18 protein-coding genes are annotated in these 21,133 nt (G+C 70.4%); 6 read left to right on the top strand and 12 right to left on the bottom strand.

The window, feature by feature from the left end; all coding sequences use genetic code 11:
- The gene (locus HT134_RS32210) at positions 1–351 is read right to left on the bottom strand and encodes an STAS domain-containing protein (protein ID WP_101786510.1); all 351 of its coding nucleotides are present in this window, start codon (positions 349–351) and stop codon (positions 1–3) included.
- A 258-nt stretch (positions 352–609) separates the two neighbouring features.
- Between HT134_RS32210 and HT134_RS46205 the strand changes: the two genes are divergently transcribed.
- Entirely contained in the window at positions 610–3,480 is a 2,871-nt protein-coding gene (locus HT134_RS46205) for a DEAD/DEAH box helicase (RefSeq protein ID WP_512698719.1), read from the top strand.
- A gap of 348 nt (positions 3,481–3,828) precedes the next feature.
- Here the strand turns inward: HT134_RS46205 and HT134_RS32200 are convergent, their stop codons facing one another.
- From HT134_RS32200 to HT134_RS46190, 9 genes are all read right to left on the bottom strand, one after another.
- Entirely contained in the window at positions 3,829–4,326 is a 498-nt protein-coding gene (locus tag HT134_RS32200) for an Rv3654c family TadE-like protein (RefSeq protein WP_312888610.1), read from the bottom strand.
- A gap of 633 nt (positions 4,327–4,959) precedes the next feature.
- Positions 4,960–5,244, bottom strand: coding sequence for a TadE family type IV pilus minor pilin (locus tag HT134_RS46200; RefSeq protein ID WP_246366011.1), 285 nt, complete (start codon positions 5,242–5,244; stop codon positions 4,960–4,962).
- A 92-nt stretch (positions 5,245–5,336) separates the two neighbouring features.
- Positions 5,337–5,624: a DUF4244 domain-containing protein gene (locus HT134_RS47845; protein WP_175604530.1), complete on the bottom strand. Its 288-nt coding sequence runs from the start codon at positions 5,622–5,624 to the stop codon at positions 5,337–5,339.
- A gap of 353 nt (positions 5,625–5,977) precedes the next feature.
- Positions 5,978–6,307, bottom strand: a complete 330-nt coding sequence (locus tag HT134_RS32190) for a hypothetical protein (RefSeq protein WP_175604252.1) — start codon at positions 6,305–6,307, stop codon at positions 5,978–5,980.
- 782 nt (positions 6,308–7,089) lie between these two features.
- Positions 7,090–7,674, bottom strand: a complete 585-nt coding sequence (locus tag HT134_RS32185) for a type II secretion system F family protein (RefSeq protein ID WP_312888608.1) — start codon at positions 7,672–7,674, stop codon at positions 7,090–7,092.
- Positions 7,675–8,360: 686 nt separating this feature from the next.
- Positions 8,361–9,077 carry a type II secretion system F family protein gene (locus HT134_RS32180; RefSeq protein ID WP_175604251.1) on the bottom strand — a complete coding sequence of 239 codons (717 nt, stop codon included), beginning with the start codon at positions 9,075–9,077 and terminating at the stop codon, positions 8,361–8,363.
- A gap of 398 nt (positions 9,078–9,475) precedes the next feature.
- Complete coding sequence (locus tag HT134_RS32175; protein WP_175604250.1) at positions 9,476–10,630, bottom strand: TadA family conjugal transfer-associated ATPase; 1,155 nt, start codon at positions 10,628–10,630, stop codon at positions 9,476–9,478.
- A 334-nt stretch (positions 10,631–10,964) separates the two neighbouring features.
- Complete coding sequence (gene ssd / locus HT134_RS32170; protein ID WP_175604249.1) at positions 10,965–12,005, bottom strand: septum site-determining protein Ssd; 1,041 nt, start codon at positions 12,003–12,005, stop codon at positions 10,965–10,967.
- 1,161 nt (positions 12,006–13,166) lie between these two features.
- Complete coding sequence (locus HT134_RS46190) at positions 13,167–14,132, bottom strand: Fic family protein (protein ID WP_312888607.1); 966 nt, start codon at positions 14,130–14,132, stop codon at positions 13,167–13,169.
- A 289-nt stretch (positions 14,133–14,421) separates the two neighbouring features.
- On the opposite strand from HT134_RS46190, the gene acs reads away from it, so the two are divergent.
- From acs to HT134_RS32145, 4 genes are all read left to right on the top strand, one after another.
- The gene (gene acs / locus HT134_RS32160) at positions 14,422–16,395 is read left to right on the top strand and encodes an acetate--CoA ligase (RefSeq protein WP_175604248.1); all 1,974 of its coding nucleotides are present in this window, start codon (positions 14,422–14,424) and stop codon (positions 16,393–16,395) included.
- Positions 16,396–16,764: 369 nt separating this feature from the next.
- The gene (locus tag HT134_RS32155) at positions 16,765–17,235 is read left to right on the top strand and encodes a phage holin family protein (protein WP_175604247.1); all 471 of its coding nucleotides are present in this window, start codon (positions 16,765–16,767) and stop codon (positions 17,233–17,235) included.
- Positions 17,225–18,145, top strand: a complete 921-nt coding sequence (locus HT134_RS32150) for an alpha/beta fold hydrolase (RefSeq protein WP_175604246.1) — start codon at positions 17,225–17,227, stop codon at positions 18,143–18,145. Before HT134_RS32155 ends, HT134_RS32150 begins: the two co-directional genes overlap by 11 nt.
- Complete coding sequence (locus tag HT134_RS32145) at positions 18,142–18,594, top strand: DUF309 domain-containing protein (protein WP_175604245.1); 453 nt, start codon at positions 18,142–18,144, stop codon at positions 18,592–18,594. The genes HT134_RS32150 and HT134_RS32145 overlap by 4 nt, the downstream gene beginning before the upstream one ends.
- Here the strand turns inward: HT134_RS32145 and HT134_RS32140 are convergent.
- The gene (locus HT134_RS32140; RefSeq protein WP_175604244.1) at positions 18,591–19,781 is read right to left on the bottom strand and encodes a MarP family serine protease; all 1,191 of its coding nucleotides are present in this window, start codon (positions 19,779–19,781) and stop codon (positions 18,591–18,593) included. The genes HT134_RS32145 and HT134_RS32140 overlap by 4 nt on opposite strands.
- Before the next feature lie 81 nt (positions 19,782–19,862).
- On the opposite strand from HT134_RS32140, the gene HT134_RS32135 reads away from it, so the two are divergent.
- A complete protein-coding gene (locus tag HT134_RS32135; RefSeq protein ID WP_175604243.1) occupies positions 19,863–20,381 on the top strand; it encodes a HEAT repeat domain-containing protein in 519 nt (172 codons plus the stop codon).
- Between the two features lie 70 nt (positions 20,382–20,451).
- Here HT134_RS32135 and HT134_RS32130 read toward each other — a convergent pair whose 3' ends face one another.
- A complete protein-coding gene (locus HT134_RS32130; protein ID WP_253769472.1) occupies positions 20,452–21,090 on the bottom strand; it encodes an NUDIX hydrolase in 639 nt (212 codons plus the stop codon).
- Positions 21,091–21,133 lie beyond the last annotated feature (43 nt).

Genomic DNA, 21,133 nt, shown 5'->3' with positions numbered 1-21,133 from the left:
CTACTTGTCTTTGCCGTGAGCTTCCTTGGCTTCGTCGACGGAAGCGTAGATCCCGAAGACCTTCGTCAGACCGGTGATCCGGAAGATCTTGAGGATACGCTCCTGCGTGCAGACCAGCTCCAGCGAGCCGTCGTGCGCCCGAACCCGCTTGAGCCCCCCGACCAGCACGCCCAGGCCGGTCGAGTCCAGGAAGTCAACCTTCTCCATGTTGACGAGAAGGTGGAAGTTACCCTTGTTCACCAGATCGATGAGGAGCTCACGCAATCTCGGCGCGGTGTAGACATCGATCTCACCCTCGACCTCGACGATGGTGAGTCCGTCTTCGGTGCGGTGATCCAACTTCAGATCCACAGATCCTCCAGCGCCTCGCCTGCGAAAGTACCCTTATGAGCCTGGTCGTCCGGAGCATAGCCCCCGGCCGACCGACCCTGACGCGCGGCATTCAACCATGCGTCTCGCTTGTGTCTACACGAAATCACGATTCCCGACGACTTTGCCCACGGATGCAGACTGGAAACAGTGACTTCCACCGCTTCCTCCCCACACCGGCCAGGTCCACTCCTGCGGCACCTGCTCGGCGTTCCCGCACGTCACGAGCGTGTCACCCATGTGGAGCATGTTCCAGCACGTCAAGCCGGTCAAGCGGGATGGCCGAACTGGGCACCGGAACTCCTGGTTACGCGCTTGGCGAACCGCGGCATCACCGGCATGTGGCCCCATCAGTACGAAGCCGCCGACCTGGCCTATCGTGGCCGAAACGTGATCATTTCCACGGGTACGGCCTCGGGCAAGTCGCTGGCGTACCTGACTCCGGCGGTGACCTCGTGTCTCGACGGCGGCACCGTTCTCTATCTGACGCCGACCAAGGCGCTGGCCGCCGACCAGTTCCGCGGGCTGCGCGAACTGCGCATCGCGCAGGTGCGGGCGGCGACGTTCGACGGTGACACACCGTTCGAGGAACGGACGTGGGTGCGCCAGCACGCCAACTACGTCCTCACGAACCCCGACATGCTGCATCGGAGCATCCTTCCCCGGCACTCGCAGTGGTCGTCGTTCTTCCGTCGGCTTCGCCTCGTGGTGGTGGACGAGTGCCACAACTACCGAGGGGTGTTCGGCTCGCACGTGGCGCAGATCCTGCGCCGCCTGCGCCGGATCTGCGCCCGGTACGGCTCTGGTCCGGTGTTCATGCTGGCCTCGGCGACGGCCAGCGAGCCGGGGGCGTTCGCGCGGCGGCTGACGGGGCTGGAGATGGACGAGGTGACAGTGGACGCCTCCCCCAAGGGCGCGACCACGTTCGCGCTGTGGGAACCGCCTCTGACGGAGCTGCGCGGCGAGGGTGGTGCCCCGGTGCGCCGCACGGCGACGGCCGAGGCTGCCGACCTGCTGGCGGACCTGGTACTGGCCGACGTCCGCACACTGGCCTTCGTCCGCTCGCGCCGCGGCGCCGAGACGGTCGCCCTGTCCGCCCGCGCCAAGCTCGCCGACGTCGCCTTCTCCCTCTCCACCGGCCGCCACGGCCTTCGCTCCTCCGGTTCCAACGGCCACCGAGAGGCAGCCGCCCCACCACAACTCCTTGGCCACCATGACCTCCTTGATCCTCACTTCCATCTGAACGGGTTGCCGGGCCGGCGATCATCAGAGGATGACTCCAGCCCGCTCTCGCCCGCGGTCGAGCCGTCCGCGGGACGTACGGAGGGCGTCGCCACCACGGCCAACTCGTCGGCAACCGACTCGCGGACGTCGCCCGGCGCTTCGCCCAAGGCTTCGCTCGGTGCTTCGGCCGGTGCCTCGGCCAGGGACGTCGCCGACGCGGCAGAACTCCCGGGCATAGTCGCCGACGCGGCGGATGCTCCGGGCAGGGTCTCCGACGCAGCGGATGTCCCAGGCGGAGTCACCGACACGACCGAACTCCCGGACAGAGTCACCAACGCGGTGGACGCCCCAGGCAGAGTCACCCACGCAGCGGATGTCCCAAGCGGAGTCACCGACACGACCGAACTCCCGGACAGAGTCGCCAACGCGGTGGACGCCCCAGGCAGAGTCACCCACGCAGCGGATGTCCCAAGCGGAGTCACCGACACGACCGAACTCCCGGACAGAGTCACCGACCCGGCGGAACTCACAGGCGACATCACCGACGCGACCGAGCTTCCGGGCAGGGTCGCCGCCTACCGTGCCGGTTATCTCGCCGAAGACCGCCGGGAGTTGGAGAAGGCGCTTCGCTCCGGCTCTCTCATGGGCCTGGCCACGACGAACGCCCTTGAGCTGGGCGTCGACGTCTCCGGGTTGGACGCCGTGCTGATCGCCGGCTGGCCCGGCACCCGGGCATCGCTCTGGCAGCAGGCCGGGCGGGCCGGTCGGGACGGTCAGGACGCGCTGGCTGTCCTCATCGCTCGCGACGACCCTCTCGACACCTACCTGGTGCACCATCCGGAGGCGCTGTTCGGCCGGCCCGTCGAGGCCATCGTGCTCGACCCGGACAACCCGTACGTCCTGGGCCCGCATCTCTGCGCGGCCGCCGCGGAGATCCCGCTGACCGAGGACGACCTGGCCACCTTCGGGCCCACGGCCCCGGAACTCCTCGACGACCTGGTGGCCCAGGGGCTGCTGCGGCGGCGTCCCGCGGGCTGGTTCTGGACCCGGCGGGAGAGGGCCACCGACCTCGCCGACATCAGAGGTGCGGGCGGCGCTCCGATTCAGGTGGTCGAGGCGTCCACCGGCCGGCTCCTGGGCAGCGTGGACGAACCGTCGGCGCATACGACGGTCCACACGGGCGCTGTGTATCTGCACCAAGGCGAGACCTTTCTGGTCGAAGAACTCGATCTGGAAGCCGGGGTGGCTCTGGTCAGCAGCAGCGAGCCGGACTATGCGACGTTCGCCCGGGATGTCACCGACATCTCCGTGCTGTCCTCCCTTCGATCGCAAGCTCTGGGACGGGGCGAGCTGCACTTCGGCGAGGTCGAGGTGACCCGCCAGGTCGTCTCGTACCTCAAACGACGTCTCCAGTCGGGCGAGATGCTCGGCGACGAGCCCCTCGACCTCCCGCCGCGCACTCTCCGCACCCGGGCCGTCTGGTGGACGCTTCCCGCCTCCGTACTGGTGCCGCTCGCCGAGGAGGGCATCGACCTCGGCGGGGCCGCCCATGCCGCCGAGCACGCCTCCATCGGCCTGCTGCCCCTCTTCGCCACCTGCGACCGCTGGGACATCGGCGGCGTCTCCACCGAGTTGCACGCGGACACGGGTCTGCTCACGGTGTTCGTGTACGACGGGCACGAGGGGGGTGCGGGCTTCGCCGAGCGCGGGTTCGCGCGCGCGGCCGACTGGTTGACGGCGACGCGCGAGGCCATCGCCTCCTGCGAGTGCGAACGTGGTTGTCCCTCGTGCATCCAGTCCCCCAAGTGCGGCAACGGCAACGAACCTCTGCACAAGCGCGGCGCCATCCGCCTCCTGAACACCCTCTTGGGCGATGACGTGGATTAGACGCCGACGTGGACCTAGTGCAGCCAGCGGAGCTCCAGAGCGGCGCCTCGGTCCTGGGGCGCAGCGCTGTGTTCGTTGATCGTTGGTGGGGTGTGGCCTTCGCTCGTTCGGTCGGGACTGGCCTGCGGGACTCTCCACACGGGTGGCGCTTCGCGAGGCTGTGTGCGCGGCGGTGCGCCGGCTGATTCGGACGGGTCGCTGGAGATCTTTTGGTGGTGCCGGCTGGGATGCTGGCCGTACCGACTGCCTGCCATTCATGGTTGCGAGAATCTGGACGCCACTCAGCTCCGTACTCAGCGTTGAGGGTTCTTGTGCGTGGTGCGTCGATCTTTCATTCGGGTTCTCACTTCACGTGAGGGGCCGTTCGTACGGCACGCCAGGCCGATCGCGTTCCGGCGGGCCTGGTTGGTCATGCTCCGGCGGTTCAAGGCGATCGAGCTCGCTTGGCGATTCAGCTCGATCGACAGGTTGGTCCTCACGGCCTGGGCCGGCGCGGGAGCGGCCCGTCAACGATCGTGACCCCACGAAGGGCAGCCGAGCCGTCAGGGACGTCCAGACATCGACGATCTCATCGTTCACCTGGCATGCCTTCAGCTTCGCGCCGTTCTCCACGGCCACGATGGCCGCCCTCCGGCACGCCTCATCCGGATCCGCGATCGCCAGCTTGGCCGCGGCCAGTGCGCTGAGGTCAGCGGCGGCGTTCACCCGATGGCGGGCCACCCGCGCGGAGGCCACAGCAGCGAACGCCATGGCGACCGACATCAGGATCCCCATGAGCGCGACGCCCCACAACGTCGCCGAGCCTCGGTCGCGTCCACTGGCTCCTCCTCGGTTCAAGGGAAACACTTCAGGCCTTTCTCCACGTATGAGCGCTGCGCCTCAGGTCAGCCCTGCGCCTCAGGCCCCTAGTGCGCATTGCACCTCTTGAGTCATATGTGTCGGCGGCGCGCCTCTTGCCTTGCACAGGAGGCATCGCCCCTCTTATCGCCATGCGCCGGTACCGCTTCTCACCGGTGGCGGGCCGACCATGGGGCTTGGCGCCGGGCAGTTCGTGCCGACCTGGCGGCCCGGCGCACTGTCTCCCATGCGTAGGCATCACATCTCTACGCCCCATGCGTCGGCTCTACGCCTCATGCGGCGGTACCGGTCCTCCTGGCTCTTGTGCGTGGGACACTGCGCCTCTCAGGGAGGGGGCCAGCACTTCCTGGTCATTCACCGCTGCGACATGTCGAGGCACGGCGGCCGTTCTCCGGCCGCCTCACGGCAAGGAGCGCTTGCTGATTTCGGTGTGTGGCGTCAGGGCTCGGGCTTGGCGTTGGGGCGGTATCGCGGCCCCTGGTTGTCTTCTGGATCCACACTTGTGTACGAGTTCTGCGTGCTTCGCTTGTTTCCGCGTTCGTGCGCGCGTCTCGCCGTTGTCGGGGGACGTCGCCGGTTGCAGGCGAGTCGCCGCCCACCACTGCGGTGGGATCGTCTTCTTCAGTTTTCGGTCGCCGCTGAGGCGGTGGCCGCCACCTGTACCGGTGGGAAGGCCGTGCCCCAAGCCGGCCGTACATCCACTGCGACCTGCACGTGCGTACGCTCTGGACCTCGGAGCACCTCCACGCGGGCATCGGGCCGGGTCGCCGCGCGGACCACCTCGCGTACTTGGTCCACCGGCTCCCCACGGGCGGCTGCGCGCGCTCCCGCACGGGCCGCGTCCACGCACTCGAGATGTACTCCTACGGCCTGGATCGCCCACAGTGCTGCCGCCAATACGATCATCAGAGCGGGCAGGACGGCCGCCGTCTCGGCCGTTACCGACCCCCTGGACCTCGATCGCGTGAATCGTCGGACCGCAGACGACCGAGGCAGGGTCACGTGCCCGTCTTGAGGGCGCGGTCGATGAGCGACGAGAGCATCTCCTGCACCTCCGGGCTGCTGACCACCTTGAACAGCAGCGCCGCGAAGGCACAGGCGGCGATGGTGCCGACGGCGTACTCGGCCGTGGACATGCCTCGATCGCCGTTGGCCACTGCGTGGTGGACCCACTCGTCCAGTCGGCGCCTGGCGCGGCGGCGCCCTTCGGCGGCCTCCTGAGAGGGGGCTGCGGGCTCCTCGGGGGTCTGGGGAAGAGTCTGTCGCGGGGTGATGGGGTCACACATCATGCCTCCAGGTGGCTTGGTGCCGGGGTGGGTCCGGCGTTGCGCTCCAAGCGTCGCGGGAACTGGAGGGCGGCCGATCCGCCGAATGGGGTTCTGTGGATAGGAGAAGCCATGGGGAGACTTGCTGTGGATATCTATGACTGGGCGATCCGGGAGGGCGGCGATGGGAGCGTCTTCGGAGTGCGGGAGGGAGTGGCTCGGGGTCAGCAGCGCTGAGAGGCCGAGGCTGGGGTCCCGCGTTCGAACCCGGATTGTTCATCATGACGCGGCACGGGAATCAGCAGCGGTCCCCGCGACACCGCCATGAGGGGTGATCAGCGGGTTCGACGATCGCCATGAACTGGCGTTTCCGGCTACTTCGCCGGCTGCGCCGGCTGAGGAGCAGCGTCGTTCCGCTCGCCGCCGACCGCCCAAGTCGCCGCCGCGAGCGCGGTGACCAGGGCCGTCGGCACGCCCGCCCAGGCCAGCCAGTACGGCTCGCTCTGCGAGACGTGATCGTAGAGCCTCGGCCCCACCGTCAGGTAGACCGACCAGATCAGCAGCGGTCCCGCCATACCGGCGATGACGCCGGATTCCACGCCGGCGTCCCGGCGAGCGGTCCTCACTGCCACGATGGCGGTGAGCGACACCGCGACGACCACGTCCAGCAGCATGACGAAGCCGCCCAGCCAGGCATCCGCCACCGAGCCCACCGTGGCCGGCCGCGTCCCGCAGAGACACTGCCGCACAACGTGCTCAGGGCCGCCCGAGAGGGCTCCCCCCGCAGCAGGAACCCCGCCGCCAGACCGATCAGCACCCCAGCGAGTTCCACGTGCTCGACTGGCGTCAAGACCAGAGACAGACCAGGTGCGGCGAGCACTGTGAGGCTGATGACCCGCAGGTGCGACATCGCCTCAGAAAATCATGGAACGTCCGTATTTGGCCTCGGAGGTCTGGGTTCCACGCTTTTCCCAGGCATCAGTTGCCGCCCAGGTCGGTTTTGGCGCGCAGTGGATGATCAGCGCTAAGCGCTCGCCTGTTGTGCTCAGGGAGATCGGCGCGAGGCGTGCCGCAGGCTGCACCACGACTGCCGGGCTTTGGAAGCGATGGCGTCGTCGTCGCAGGGATTCAGCCTGATGACGATCTTCCGTGGCGGCTGTGAGGGCCGTTCGAGGGTGGTCATGATTCGTTCCTGGGCGGCCGTGGACGGGCCGACGAACACGCCTCCCGGAGTGCGGTCATGTCTCGCCGACGAAGTCACGGTCTCAGCCACTGAGTGCGGTCAGGACGCACGAGCGAACAACCGCGGCCACCGACTCTCATGAACAGAACCAGGATGTGGCTCCACAACCTGAATCCATCGCTGACTCACTTCGCCATGCTGTCGAGGGGGCTCGGGCGTGGAAGTGATGGCCGACGAAAGTCCTCCTGACCGACAGCAATGGTGGTACCCGCGCAGGTCGGTCGCGACGGCCGGTGCCCCGGGTCAGGGCAGGACGATCGTGGATGCCAGGCCGGCCACTACGGGGATGATGCCGAGGAGGACGAAGGCCGGGAGGAAGCACAGACCGAGCGGCGCCACCGCTTTGACACCGACGCTTCGGGCAGCGGCGACAGAGGTCGTCCGGGCGGCCTCGCGAGCGTCGTCCGCCACGCGCATGAGGACGTCCGCGACCGGGGCGCCGCTGGCGGCGGCGCGGGTCATCGCCCGGGCCAGTTGACCCGCGGACGGGTCACGCGCGAGGTGTGCCCAGGTCGGCTCCGGGTCGGCACCGAGCCGGAGCTGCGTGCTCACCCAGGAGAGGCGCTGACCGAGGGGGCCTGCCACTGCGTTGGCGGCGATCTCGGTGGCTGCGCCGACGGGTCGGCCCGCGATGAGGCAGGCGGCCATCAGGTCTGCGGCGAACGGCAGATCGGTGGTGATCTGCTCCTGGGCGCGTCGGGTCGCGGGGTCTTGTCGGCGGTGCATCGCGACACCGACAACGGGGACGGCCAGCAGGCCGGCTACGGCTCCTGGGAGGCCACCGATCATGAGGGTGGTCATGACGCCTGCGGCCACGCTGACGATCACGGTGCGGCGGTCAGGCCGTCGTGACGTGGCTCCGGAGGTGGCAGCCGACCAGTCGGGAAGAGGTCGGGGTTCGCCCAAGGGGTGCGGGTGGCCCATCTGGGGCGCTTCATCCGCTCTATGGGGAATCACAGGTGGCTTCTGCGGCGACAGGCCATTGGCCTTGGGAGAGGCGTCCGGCCGGGGAAGTAGTTTGGCCAGCCGCGCAGCTGGGGTGGATGGGGAGATGTACAGCCACACGGCCAGGCCGGTGCACAGAGCGGAGAAGAAGGGCAGCATTCGCACGTCCGATTTCGCAGGTCCGATCCGGTCGGAGCGGTTGGTGGTGGGCCGCCGTGGATGAGTGGCCGCGTGGATGGCTGGTGGCCGGCGGTCTCTGCTCACTAAGGGGTGGGCGGGTCGCTGAGTGAGCGGTGGTGTTCAAGCCGCTGCCTGAATGGTGCGCCCCTGGTGATGCCTCCCTGGGTGCGAGCCTGGTGGTGCCTTCCTGGGGGCGCGCTCCCTTGTGAAGCGCGTTCGGGTCGATGGATGAGGAGGTGGGTCTCGTCGCGGAGTCGTGAGGCAGTCTATGTAGGCGGCAGGTTGACGTGGGGCTCAGGTATGTAGGCGGGTGTGTATTCGTCAGGGCTGCACTCATCAATGTTGATGAGTGGGGCACGGCGTCTCGTTCACTGGTACGGACCGGCTGGTCATGACGTTTGGGCTCGTACTGCCATGCGGTGGGTCCACCACAGGCCACAGGCGTCCAGTGCGATGCCGACCGTGAGGCAGGCAAGACCCGGGAGGCTGCCGAACAGGAAGTCCAGCGGGTGCATGTCCAGCGCCGCGGCCATCAGGATGCCGAGGGCCGGCAGAGCCGCGAGCATTCTCGCCGTGGTACGCGGGCCGGCGAGTTGGGCGGCGACGTCCTGCCTGTGGGCCTGGGCCGTGCGTAACGTGCTTCCGACCCGGTCCACCAAGGCCGCCAGACCGGCTCCCGCCGTCACGCTTACCTCCCAGCAGGCGGCCAGGCGGCGCAGTCCCTCGCCTCCCTGAGCCGGTGCCACTGATGCGAGGGCACCCGCCACGTCCCCGCCGTCTCTGGCTGCTGCGACGGCGGGCCGCAGTGCGTCCGGGTCGGGGAAGTCGACGGCTTCGAGGGCTCTGGTCAACGCCTCGCCGGGTGTGCGGCCTGCGGTCAGTTCGGCGGACAGGGACTGGCACAGCTCGATGGTGGCTCTGCGCCATGCGTCGGCTCGCCTGGCCGGGCTTGGGCGCGCCGCCAGCCGTCGTACGGACTGCCACAGGAACGGACGCCCGGGCGTGGCGGGCGAGATCATGCGACGTAGCCGGGTCTCGGCGGCCTCGGGGCCCATCCACAGCCAGACGGCTATGGTTGCGCACACCGCAGCCATGAGCGGCGTCATCGTTACCTGTCCTTCCTGCCCTTTGAGGCGTGCCTGTTCTTGAGGATGTGTGGGCGGGTCCCTGGGTGGCTCTGGGGTGGGTCGCTGGCCTCTTTGCGGTCATGTCGGTGTGTCGGGCGTACGTGGCATGCGTGTTTCGCCGATGTACGGGCGGGCCGGACGTGTCGGTGTATCTGCCGTGACCTACGGCGGCGTGCCGTGCCGGTCGCACGGCCCGGCAGGGCCTACGGCGTGGCTGGCTTGTGGTTGTGTGGGTTGGCCAGCGTGGAGGGTGTGGCGGCGTCTCGGCAGCGTTCGACCTGGCTCGGGCGGCCCGCATGCCCTACCTGCTGACCCGCGTGCGGTGGCCGCGTGGCTGGTGTGGTGATCGTCATGTCCGGGTCATGGGGCGGCGGCTGTCACGGTGGTGTTCTTGCCACCAAGGCGTCGTAGCCGGGGCCGAAGTGGGAGCGGCCGTGCGCGTCGAAGCTCAGGGCTGGGACGGCCTCCACGAAGCCTGTGGGTGTACGGGACAGGAGGCAGATCTCCGCCACCCGGCGGCGGCCGTCCGTGCGTCCGCGTGTCAGGTGCACCACGACGTCCAGGGCCGCGGCGAGTTGGCTGTGGACGGCCTCTCTGGACAGGCCGGCTGCGCAGCCGAGCGCCTCCAGCCGTGGCGGCACGTCCGCCGCCGCGTTGGCGTGAAGTGTGCCGCAGCCGCCCTCGTGGCCCGTGTTGAGCGCCGCGAGCAGGTCGACCATCTCCGCGCCACGCACCTCGCCCACCACGACCCGGTCCGGGCGCATGCGCAGCGCTTGCCGTACGAGATCGCGTAGCTCCACCCCGCCGGCTCCTTCCAGGTTGGCGGGACGGGACTCCAGGCGTACGACATGCGGGTGCAGAGGACGCAACTCGGCCGAGTCCTCCACGAGGAGCAGGCGCTCGCGGGGGTCGGCCAGCGACAGCAGAGCCGACAGCAGGGTGGTCTTGCCCGTGCCGGTGCCGCCGGTCACCAGGAACGCGAGCCTTCCCGACACCATCGACGTCAGCACTGGGACGGCCGCGGGTGGCACGGTGCCCGCCTCGACGAGGCTCGCCAGCGTGAACGTGCGCCTGGGTGGCAGACGCAGCGACAGGCAGGTGCCACCGGGCGCCACCGGCGGCAGGACGGCGTGCAGGCGCACGCCACCGGCGAGCCGGGCGTCCACGTAGGGGGAGGCGTCGTCCAATCGTCTGCCCGCCGCGGCGGCCAGGCGCTGGGCCAGCCGGCGCACGGCCCCGTCGTCGGTGAAGGTGACCGAGGTACGGCGTAGCCCATGGCCGGTGTCGACCCATACCTCCCTCGGGCCGTTGACCAGGACGTCGGTGACGTCTGGCTCGGCCAGCAGCGGCTCCAACGGGCCGGCACCGATGAGGTCGGCGCAGAGCGCCCGGGCCACCGCCAGGATCTCGGCGTCGCCGTACACCGACTTCTCCGCCCTGAGCGCCACGGCGACCTGGGCGGCGCTGGGTTCGACGCCTGCCCTCGCCAGGCGCACCCGCACGGCTTCGACGAGGTCGGGGGAAACGGTCATGTCTTCGAAGGTCCCTTCTCACTTGCTGAGGTGCGTGCTGACTTGCTGGCTCGCTGAGGTGTGTTTGTGGGTCGTGCCTGTTCGGTGGGTGGGCACCGCCGTGATCGTGCGGTCTCTTCGGTCCTGCGCTTTCTGTGGAGCTCTGTGGTCGCATGGTCTGTCTGGTCGCGCAGTGCGGCAGGGGTGTCTGTCCGGGCTGGCGCGTCTGATGGTCGCCGCCCGCTTCCCGGTGCCGGTGGTGGCTTCCTTCGGCGGCGTTACGGGGGCTTTGTTTCGCGCCTCTTCGAGCTCGGGCTCTGCGCTTCGCGGGCTGGATGCGGCGCCCGTGCGCTGGTCATGCTCGGAGGAGGTCGGTGAGGAGGGCGGCGCACGCGGCGCCCAAGGGTGTGCGCGGGCCGAGTTTCGGGAGTTCGCCGTGGTTGAGGGTGGCGGTCAGGCGGGGCTGGTCGGGGAGGCGGCCGGCCATGGGGATGTGGAGCGAGTCGGTGATGACCTCCTCCTCCAGGACCCCTGGGCGGATCACGGCGCGGACGTCCGCTGCGTGGCGCGTGGTCTCCTCAAGCACCCGGGCGGCGGCCAGCACGCCGCGGACGTCTGCCGTGACCACCAGGAGGGTGGTGCTCGCCCTGGCCAGAGCCTCGGCGGCGGCCGGGTCGATGTGGCGGGGCAGGTCCACGACGACGAGGTCGAAGCCTCGATGGCCGGCTTCGAGGACGGAGCGCATCGCCTGGGCCGGGATGCGCCGGACCTCGTCGCGGGGGAACGAGAGCACACTGAGCTCCCCGAACGCCGGTAGTGCCGCCTGAAGCGCCGTCGAGCTCACCCGGCCTTCCCGGGCTACCAGGTCGGTCCAGCGGGCGCCTCGCGTCTCCTCGTGACCGAGCAGGGCGTCTATGCCGCCGCCCAGAGGGTCGGCGTCGACCAGAAGTGTGCGCAGGCGATCCTGTGAAGCCCTGAGCGCCAGGCAGGAGGACAGGACGCTCGCCCCCGCGCCTCCCCGGCCGCCGATCACGCACAGGACCCTTCCGGCGCGCGGCTCCGGCTCCATCGCGTCGGCGAGCTCCTCCACCAGGCGGCGTTCACCCGCGGGCAGGGCCACGACCGCCTGAGCGCCCACCGCTACACACTTGCGCCAGTTGTCCGGGTCGTCAGGCTCTTGGACGACCAGCAGCACGCGGTCCCTGGCGGGTGGCGAGGCGGCGGCCACCGCGTCGGCCAGGTCGTCTCCGACCAGCACCAGCGGGGCGGGGTTCCAGAGTGGGCGCGCGTGGGCGGGGGCGTGGGCGACGTCCAGTTGCGCGCCTGCCGCGGCGGCTATGCGGACGAGGTCGTCGAGGAGATCGCGGTCCTCGGTGATGACCAGTGGGCGGTGCATCGGGGCCTCCCTGGGGTCGGGAGGTCCACCTTGCTTGGGAGGGCGGATGGGGGGTGGGGGCGAACGTGGTTCTGTGGATGGTGGTGTGGAGGCGGGGCGGGATTGTGGATGACTTGGGGAGTCGCAGGCGGTCGGCTCGCGGCATGCGGTTTTGAGCGTGCGGGATCGGGCCGAGGGCGGGCGTGGCGTGGACGGGCGCAAGCGTCCCTGAGAACGAAGGCGGACGCGGACGCGGACGTGGGGGTGGAGGCCAAGGCGGGGGCGATGTGCGGGTTCTGGGGCGGGATTGAGCGCGCCCTGGTGAAGGCGAGGGTGAGCATGCCCCGGGCACTGGGGATCGAGAGTGGTCGAGGTGAAGGCGGCTTCGCTCAATGGCAGGAGGCGACGGCGGTTGGGGCGCGGGCGAAGGCCGTCCGGCGGCGGCGCGTGTGGCCTGGCAGAAGGAACGGGTGGCACGTTGCGGCTTCCCCGCAGGCGCCCCTCCGGCCGCGCACCCCGAAGGTCCGGAGGCGGTCGACGAGAAAAGGGGCGACCCCCGCCGGGGGGGAGAGCGGGGGTCGCCTGATCGGTCCGGCTCCGGGGGGGTAGAGCCGGTCCCGTTTCAGAAGAAAGCTTTCATCACATGACCGGAGCATGGCAAGGGAGTCGCAAAGCAATCCCGTGCACACTCGCTCCAGTTTCTGCGATACCTCCGTATGCTGCCCGATCGACTCGAGTTACGTCGAGGAGGAAACTCGCATTTTCGCCAAGTTTTTTTCGATCCAGCATAACGATCAGATAAAGAGGATCACTCTGAGTGATCGTCACGGATTGGTAACCGGCGGGTATGGCCGCCCCCACGGAAGGCCCTTCCCGGACTTGGCAAAGCTCTTGGCGCAAGGGGTTCCCATCAGGGCGGATCCGACGTACAAAGGTGACACGGACCACATGTCCGGGTGCGTCAGCCGGGCACCCACGCGCGACCAGCCGCGGGAGGCGCGTCGAGACGGGCTTGACCCGATCCGACGAATTGAGGTGCACGCTTGGTAACCCTGCGTGACGCACCGGCAGACGGCGTCTCATCCCAGAGACGCCGTCCGCTATGTGTGCGGCCGCCGCGGCTCAGGTGAGGTCGCTGTCCGCGCAGGCGCGCCCGGGTTCATCGGGGCAGCATGTCCGAGGTCAGCCGCGCTGCAGCGCCTCGCAGACGGCGGTCGCCTCGCGTACGCCGAGGGTTACCGCGGAGGCACACTGCCGTACCCATTGCGCCACGCCGTCCCCCGTCCCCGTCAGGTAGGCGCGCAGCCCCTCCGCGTACGGCAGCTCCAGGTGCCCGGCCTCGACGACCGCCAGCGACTTCGGGTCCAGGCCGTACTCCACCAGCGTCAGCCGCTCCGCGGCCCGGGCCACCACGCCGTCCGCCGTGCCGAACGGGCGCAGGACGGCCAGTTCGGCGTGCACCACGGCGGCCAGGACGATCGCGGGCGCCTTCGTAGGCGTCGCCAGCAGCTCGAACAGGCCCTCCATCCGGACGCCGGCCTCCTTCGCGCCGGGCGCCGGGCCGAGGCCGAGCGGGTCGCCCACCGGGGCGGGTGCGTCTGTCACGGGGGCGGCTGCGTCTGTCACGGAGCCGGGTACGTCCGTCACGGGGGCGGGTACGTCCGTCACGGCCGGGGCCCGGCCCGGCTCCGAAGCCCGCTCCGTTGTATCCGTACGCGAGAAGCCCGTCGCATCCATACGCGAGAAGCCCGTCGCATCCGTACGCAGGTCCGGGCCGTCGGTCCGTGGGCGGCCCAGGCTCGCGGCGTCGGTCAGACCGGCGGCGGCCACCGTGTGCAGCCGGGCCAGGACCTGCCGCGGCGCCTTGCGCCAGGTCGGCCCCAGCCGCCCGAGCTCGGCCGACGCGCGCAGCGCCCCCTGCACGACCGGGTCATGGACCTCGTCCCGGCGCAGCGCGTCGAGCGGCACGTCCACGCCCTCGATGGCCGCGGAGGCCCGCGCGCCGCGCAGCGACGACTCCGCGGACACCGTCGGGCTGGCACGGCGCAGGACGCGGTGCCGGTACAGGAGGTCTACGGCCCGCCGGGCCTCCTCCACAGCCTCGGGGACGCCGGGGAGCCGCGCGACGACGGCCAGTGGGTCACTCACGGAACCCGACCTTACCCGTGAGTACTACCTGCTCGACGGCCCAACCCCCGGGAATGCGGCACAGGACAGCACGCCCCGGCGGGGGCCCATAAACCGCCGCCATTCGACTCCCCGAACTTTGCTCCATTTCAAAGTGGCAACATTTCAATAGCTTTTGCCATGCATTTCCGATAATCACCCCGCGCTTCGTCCCTCTTGGTACAGACCTGTCTAGACCTCTTGTGTGCGCACCCCGTGAGCTGGTGAAGTGGGACACGACCTAACAACCTGGCCATAGAAGGAGCACGAGGTGGCCCCGGAGACCCCTGGCACCGAGCCCCAGGCGCTGTCGAACCTCCTGCAGGAGAACCGCCGGTTCGCGCCCCCAGCCGACCTGGCGGCCGCCGCGAACGTGACCGAGGCGGCGTACGGAGAGGCCGCCGCCGACCGTCTTGCCTTCTGGGAGGGCGCCGCCGACCGGCTGACCTGGGCCAAGCGCTGGGACGACACGCTGGAGTGGAACCCGCCGTTCGCCAAGTGGTTCGTGGGCGGCGAGCTGAACGTCGCCTACAACTGCGTGGACCGCCACGTGGAGGAGGGCCGCGGCGACAAGGTCGCCTACTACTGGGAGGGCGAGCCCGAGGGCGACAGCCGGGTCCTGACCTACGCCGACCTCCAGCGCGAGGTCTCCAAGGCCGCCAACGCGCTGCTGGAGCTGGGCGTGGCCAAGGGCGACCGGGTGGCCATCTACCTGCCGATGATCCCCGAGCTGCCGATCGCGATGCTCGCGTGCGCGCGGATCGGCGCGATCCACTCGGTGGTGTTCGGCGGCTTCTCCGCCACCGCGCTGAAGAGCCGCATCGACGACGCCGACGCCAAGCTGGTCATCACCTCCGACGGCGGCTACCGCCGCGGCGCGCCGAGCGCGCTCAAGCCGACCGTGGACGAGGCCGTCGCCGAGTGCCCGCAGGTGGAGCACGTCCTGGTCGTCCGCCGTACGGGCCAGGAGGTCGCCGTCAACGAGCGCGACCTGTGGTGGCACGACGTGGTCGACCGGCAGAGCGACCAGCACACCGCCGAGGCGCACGACTCCGAGCACCCGCTCTACATCCTCTACACCAGCGGCACGACGGGCCGGCCGAAGGGCATCCTGCACACCACGGGCGGATACCTGACGCAGACCGCCTGGACGCACGACGCGGTGTTCGACCTCAAGCGCGACAGCGACATCTACTGGTGCACCGCCGACATCGGCTGGGTCACCGGGCACTCCTACATCGTGTACGGCCCGCTGGCCAACGGCGCCACCAGCGTGATGTACGAGGGCACCCCCGACACCCCGCACCGGGGCCGGTGGTGGGAGATCGTCCAGAAGTACAAGGTCACGCTGCTCTACACCGCCCCGACGGCGATCCGGACGTTCATGAAGTGGGGCGACGACATCCCCGCCAAGTTCGACATGTCCAGCCTGCGCATCCTCGGCTCGGTCGGCGAGCCGATCAACCCCGAGGCGTACGTCTGGTACCGCGAGCACATCGGGCACGAGCGCTGCCCGGTGGTCGACACGTGGTGGCAGACCGAGACCGGTGCCATCATGATCAGCCCGCTGCCCGGCGTGACCCACAGCAAGCCGGGCGCCGCGATGCGCCCGCTGCCGGGCGTCGTCGCCGACGTGGTGGACGACCAGGGCAACAGCGTCCCGAACGGCGGCGGCGGGTTCCTCGTGGTGCGCGAGCCGTGGCCGTCGATGCTGCGCACGATCTGGGGCGACGACCAGCGCTACATCGACACGTACTGGAGCCGGTTCGAGGGCATGTACTTCCCCGGCGACGGCGCGAAGAAGGACGAGGACGGCGACCTGTGGCTGCTCGGCCGGGTCGACGACGTCATGCTGGTCTCCGGCCACAACATCTCCACCACCGAGGTGGAGAGCGCGCTGGTCAGCCACCCGAAGGTGGCCGAGGCGGCCGTGGTGGGCGCGACCGACCCAGTGACGGGACAGGCCATCGTGTCGTTCGTGATCCTGCGGGGCGGCGCCGAGGAGAGCGACGACATCGCCGCCGAACTGCGCGCCCACGTGGCCAGGACGCTCGGCCCGATCGCCAAGCCGCGGCAGATCCTGGTGGTGCCCGAGCTGCCGAAGACCCGCTCCGGCAAGATCATGCGGCGCCTGCTGCGTGACGTGGCCGAGAACCGCAGCATCGGCGACGTCACCACCCTGGCCGACAGCACGGTGATGAACCTCATCTCCGAGAAGCTGCCCAGCGCCAAGGCCGAGGACTGACCGAAACCACCCCAAAGGGCCGCTGATCCCGAAAATTCGAGAGATCGGCGGCCCTTTGCCGTCTCCCCAGGCCCGGCGCCCTCCGGGTCCGCCGCCCCGGGCCGAGCCGGTCCGCCGCCCCGGCCGAGCCGGGCCCCCGCCCGCGGCGTTATCGTCTCCGATTGGGTAAGAACCGTCACCAGCGGGTCCTCCCGTCCGGCGGCACCGCTTCGGCCACGCCAGAGCGGCGCCGCCTCGCACAGGCACCACAAGCAGGGACGCAAGCGGCGCTCCTCGTACGGGCCCACAAGCATCGCGTACGGGGCCGCAACCGGGGCAAAGCGCTGGATGATGTTTGACACGGCCACCAGGCCTCGATAGGAGACGTTCATGCCGCAGACTCCCGAGGAAGAATCCCTGGGCTCGCTGGTCGCCCAGGCGAGCAACCACATCTCGACCCTGGTCCGTTCGGAGATCGAGCTGGCCAAGGCCGAGTTCAGGTTCGACGCCAAGCGGGTCGGCACGGCCGGCGGGCTGTTCGCCGCCGCCGCGTTCATGGCGCACCTGTGCCTGATCCTCGCCTCGTTCACGATCGCGTACGCGCTGTCGCACTGGCTGCCCGACTGGTTGTCCTTCCTCATCGTGACCGTCTTCTACCTGCTGGTCGCGGCATTGCTGGTCTTCATCGGCGTGCGCCGGCTCAAGGGGCTGGCCGGGATGAAGCGCACCGCCCGGTCGATCAAGGGACTCAAGGAGATCGCCTCGCCCGAGGAGGCGGAGGCGGTCCCCGCGGCCACCACGGAGCCGTCGGCCGGCCAGGTCGGGCTGCACCGGGAGCCGGTGAGCCGCGATGGCACCTGACGAGTCCGCCGTCCACATCGACGGCCCCTGGAAGCACCGGCAGGTCCACGCGGGCGGCACGCGCTTCCACGTCGTGGAGGCGGGCGACGGGCCTCTGGTGCTGCTGCTGCACGGCTTCCCGCAGTTCTGGTGGACGTGGCGGCGCCAGTTGCGCTCGCTCCCCGAGGCGGGCTACCGGGCGGTCGCGGTGGACCTGCGCGGCTACGGGGGCAGCGACAAGCCGCCGCGCGGCTACGACCTGCCGACGCTGGCCGCCGACGCGACGGGCCTGATCCGGGCGCTGGGCGAGACGGGCGCGATCGTGGTCGGCCACGACTGGGGCGGGCTGCTCGCCTGGACGATGGCCGTGCTCGACGCCAAGTGCGTGCGCCGCCTGGTGACGGTCTCCGCCCCCCATCCCGTACGGCTGCGCGGCGCCCTGCTCACCGACCCGTTCGGCCAGCTCAAGGCCAGCAGCCACCGCCTCAGCTTCCAGCTGCCGTTCCTGCCGGAGCACCGGCTGACCCGCAAGGGCGCGGCCATGGTCGGCAGGCTGCTCGACGAGTGGTCCGGGCCGGGCTGGCCCGACGCCGAGACGGCCCAGGTCTACCGCGAGGCGTTCGGCATCCCCACGGTCGCCCACTGCGCGCTGGAGTACCACCGGTGGTTCGGCCGCTCCCAGCTCCGTCCCGACGGGCGGCGCTACGCCCGCGTGATGCGCACCGAGATCGAGGCGCCGACCCTCCAGCTCCACGGCGCGCTCGACACCTGCCTCCTGCCGCGCACCGCCCAGGGGTCGAGCCGCTACGTGGCCGCGCCCTACCGGTGGAAGCTGCTCGAAGGCGCCGGCCACTTCCCCCATGAGGAGACCCCCGACCTGTTCGACGCCGAGCTGCTGGGCTGGCTGTCGGATCCGGAGCCCGACCGATGAGAGATCGCGATCCCGAGGGCAGGCCGCGCAACGCCAGGCCGCGTGACGCCTACGGCAGGCCGCTGCCGTACGGCTCGCCCGGCACGCCGCGCGTGCCCGACGACTACGCCCCCACGACCGAGCAGGCGCTGGCCGACGGCCGCCGCTTCCTGCGCGAGGGGCTGCCGTTCAACGCGCACGAGGTGTTCGAGGGCCGCTGGAAGTGCGCGCCCGAGCAGGAGCGGGAGCTGTGGCAGGGGCTGGCGCAGATCTGCGTGGGCCTGACGCATCTCCAGCGCGGCAACGGGCGCGGCGCCCTGACGCTGTTCGACCGGGGCGCGGCCCGCGTGCAGGCGTACGGCGAGCCGTACGACGCGGTGGGCCGCAGCGCCTCGGCCCTGGGCCCCGACAGCGACCCCGAGCAGGCGATCAAGATCATCATGGACGACCTGCCGGCGCAGAGCCCCTAGTCGCACTCCTGGGTGCCGGCGGGCGTGGTGTCGTTGCGGCCCTGGTCGGCGTCGGGCCTGACCTCGGCGGCGGTCAGCACGTAGCCGGTGTCCTGCTGGCTGACGGCGGCGGCGAAGATCACGCCGTACACCTTGCCGTCGACCGTGAGCAGCGGCCCGCCCGAGTTGCCGGGCAGCACCTTGCCGCGGATCGCGTAGACCTGCCGGGTGACGTTGTTGGCGCGGTAGATGTCGGGGCCCTCGGCTTCGAGGCGGCTGCGGATGCGGGCCGGCTCGGCGGTGAAGCCCTGCCCCTTGGGGAAGCCGGCGATGATGGCGTTGTCGCCCTTGCCGGCCTCGCCCTCGAACGGAAGCTGGGGCAGGCCGAGGCCGGGCACGTACAGGATGGCGATGTCGCGCTGCGGGTTGTAGCGCACCACGGTGGCGGAGCGGCGCCGGTTGGCGGAGTCGATGACCGTCAGGTCGCGCGTCACGCCGGCCACGACGTGCGCGTTGGTCATGATGCGGTCCCGGGCGTAGACGAAGCCGGTGCCCTCGATGTGCTTGTTGCAGCTCTCGGCGTTGCCCTGGACCTTGACGATGGCCCGCTGGGCGCGGCCGAGCCCGGCGCCCTTGAGGATGCTGCGCGGCGCGGGCGGGACGTCGATGATCTGGCCGGCGCCGATCGCGTCGAAGACCGGCGGGAACTCCGAGCGGTCGATGAACTTCTTGAACGGCTGCTGCCAGTTGCGCGCGGCCTGCGGGATGGCCTCGTCGACGGTGGTCAGCAGCATGGAGCTCTTGACCTGCTCGACCAGCAGCGAGAACGACGTGGAGACGACCAGCGACCCGATCAGCCAGGCGATCACCAGCACCGACAGGGCGCTGGCGAACGTGCCGCCGACGGCGTCGGCCACCTTGGCCGGCTCCCAGGTGACGTGGCTGCGCACGACGGCGCCGATCGTCGAGGAGGCGAACTGCCCGATCGTCGCCGACAGGAACACGATGACGATCGCGAGCAGGGCCTGCGGGGTGTCGCCGTCGACCACGGCCTTGGAGATGGGCGGCGCGATGAACACGCCCAGCACCGCCCCGCCGACGAAGCCCACGAAGCTCATGGCGCCGATGATGAAACCCTGCCGGTAACCCGACACGCCAAAGGCGATCACAAGGCCGATCAGGATGAGGTCGAGCAGATCACCGCGCACGCTTCAAAGGTAACCAGCGATAGGGTCAAGTGTGCACGTCTTGCCGGAGCGCAGCGTCCCCTCCTGACTACCTTGAGCGTTATGCCACCGTTGGAGGGAACCGTCCGCGGCCTGGTCGAGACGGCTCTCTCCGACGCCGACCCCGACGGGCCGTTGCGGTGGAACGTGATCTCGGAACTCTGGCAGCGGGCCGACCTGGAGTCGTTCGTCGAGGCCAGGCGGCTGTGCGAGGCGGGCACGCTCAAGGAGCGCCTGCTGGGCGTGGACGTCATGGGCATGCTGCGGCCGTTCGCCGACCGGGCGCTTCCGGTGCTGCGCCGGCTGGCGGCGGGCGAGGACGACCCGATGCTGCTCTACTCGGTGCTCGTCGCCTTCGGGCACCTCGCCGACCCGCGCGCTCTGCCGTCCGTGATCGACCTCGCCGGTCACGGAGACGCCAGGGTGCGCTACGGCGCCGCGTACGCGCTCCAGCACGTGCTGGGCGACCCGCCGGACCAGGCGGGCCTGGACGCGCTGCGGCTGCTCGCCTCCGACGCCGACGCGGACGTGGCAGCCTGGGCCGCGCTGGGCGTCGCCCTCGCGATGGGCGAGGACGTCTAGGCCCGGCGAGCCTCGGACGTGGTCACAGCCGTCCTCGGACGTCCCAGGACGTCAGCCGCGGGCCAGGACGTCAGCCGCGGGCCAGGACGTCGGGCGGCATGGGCTCGACCCGGCCGGGATCCCAGGGCCGTTCCAGCCCGGCCTCGCGCAGCACCACGTCCAGCACCATCGCGGTGAACCCCCACACCAGCATCCCGCGCACCCGGAACGCCGGCCCGGCGAAGCCGCGCGGGTGCCGCAGCGTGAACCGGTTGCCCGGATCGACGAGTTCGGCGATCGGCACCCGCTCCACGGAGTCGACCTCGTCGGGCGAGGCCGCGTGGACGGCGGACGGCTCGTGCCACCAGCCGACGACGGGGGTGACGCGGTTGTCGCTGCGCCAGACGTACAGCTCGGGCATGGAGCACAGCACGGTCACGCCGGACGGTTCGAGGCCGGTCTCCTCGGCCGCCTCGCGCAGGGCGGCGCCGACCGGGCCGCCGTCGCCCGGGTCCACCCCGCCGCCGGGGAAGGCGGGCTGGCCCGCGTGCCTGCGCCCGCGGGTGCTGCGCTGGATGAGCAGCACGTCGGGGCCCAGCGGACCCTCGCCGAAGAGCAGCAGCACCGCGGCCGGGCGACCGCCTCGCTCGGGCGGGCGCAGCCCTTCGGGGACGGGGATCCGTACGGCCTGCGCGGCCAGTCTGTCGAGCCAGTCGGGGACCACGATCACGCCATCTCCAACACGCCGCCCGCCGCGGGGCTTCCCGTCCCCG

Source organism: Nonomuraea rhodomycinica, from assembly GCF_013363995.1.
In the GTDB taxonomy this organism is placed as follows: Bacteria; Actinomycetota; Actinomycetes; order Streptosporangiales; family Streptosporangiaceae; genus Nonomuraea; species Nonomuraea rhodomycinica.
The sequence above is the reverse complement of the archived record's forward strand: the minus strand, read 5'-3'. Positions and strand labels throughout refer to the sequence as shown.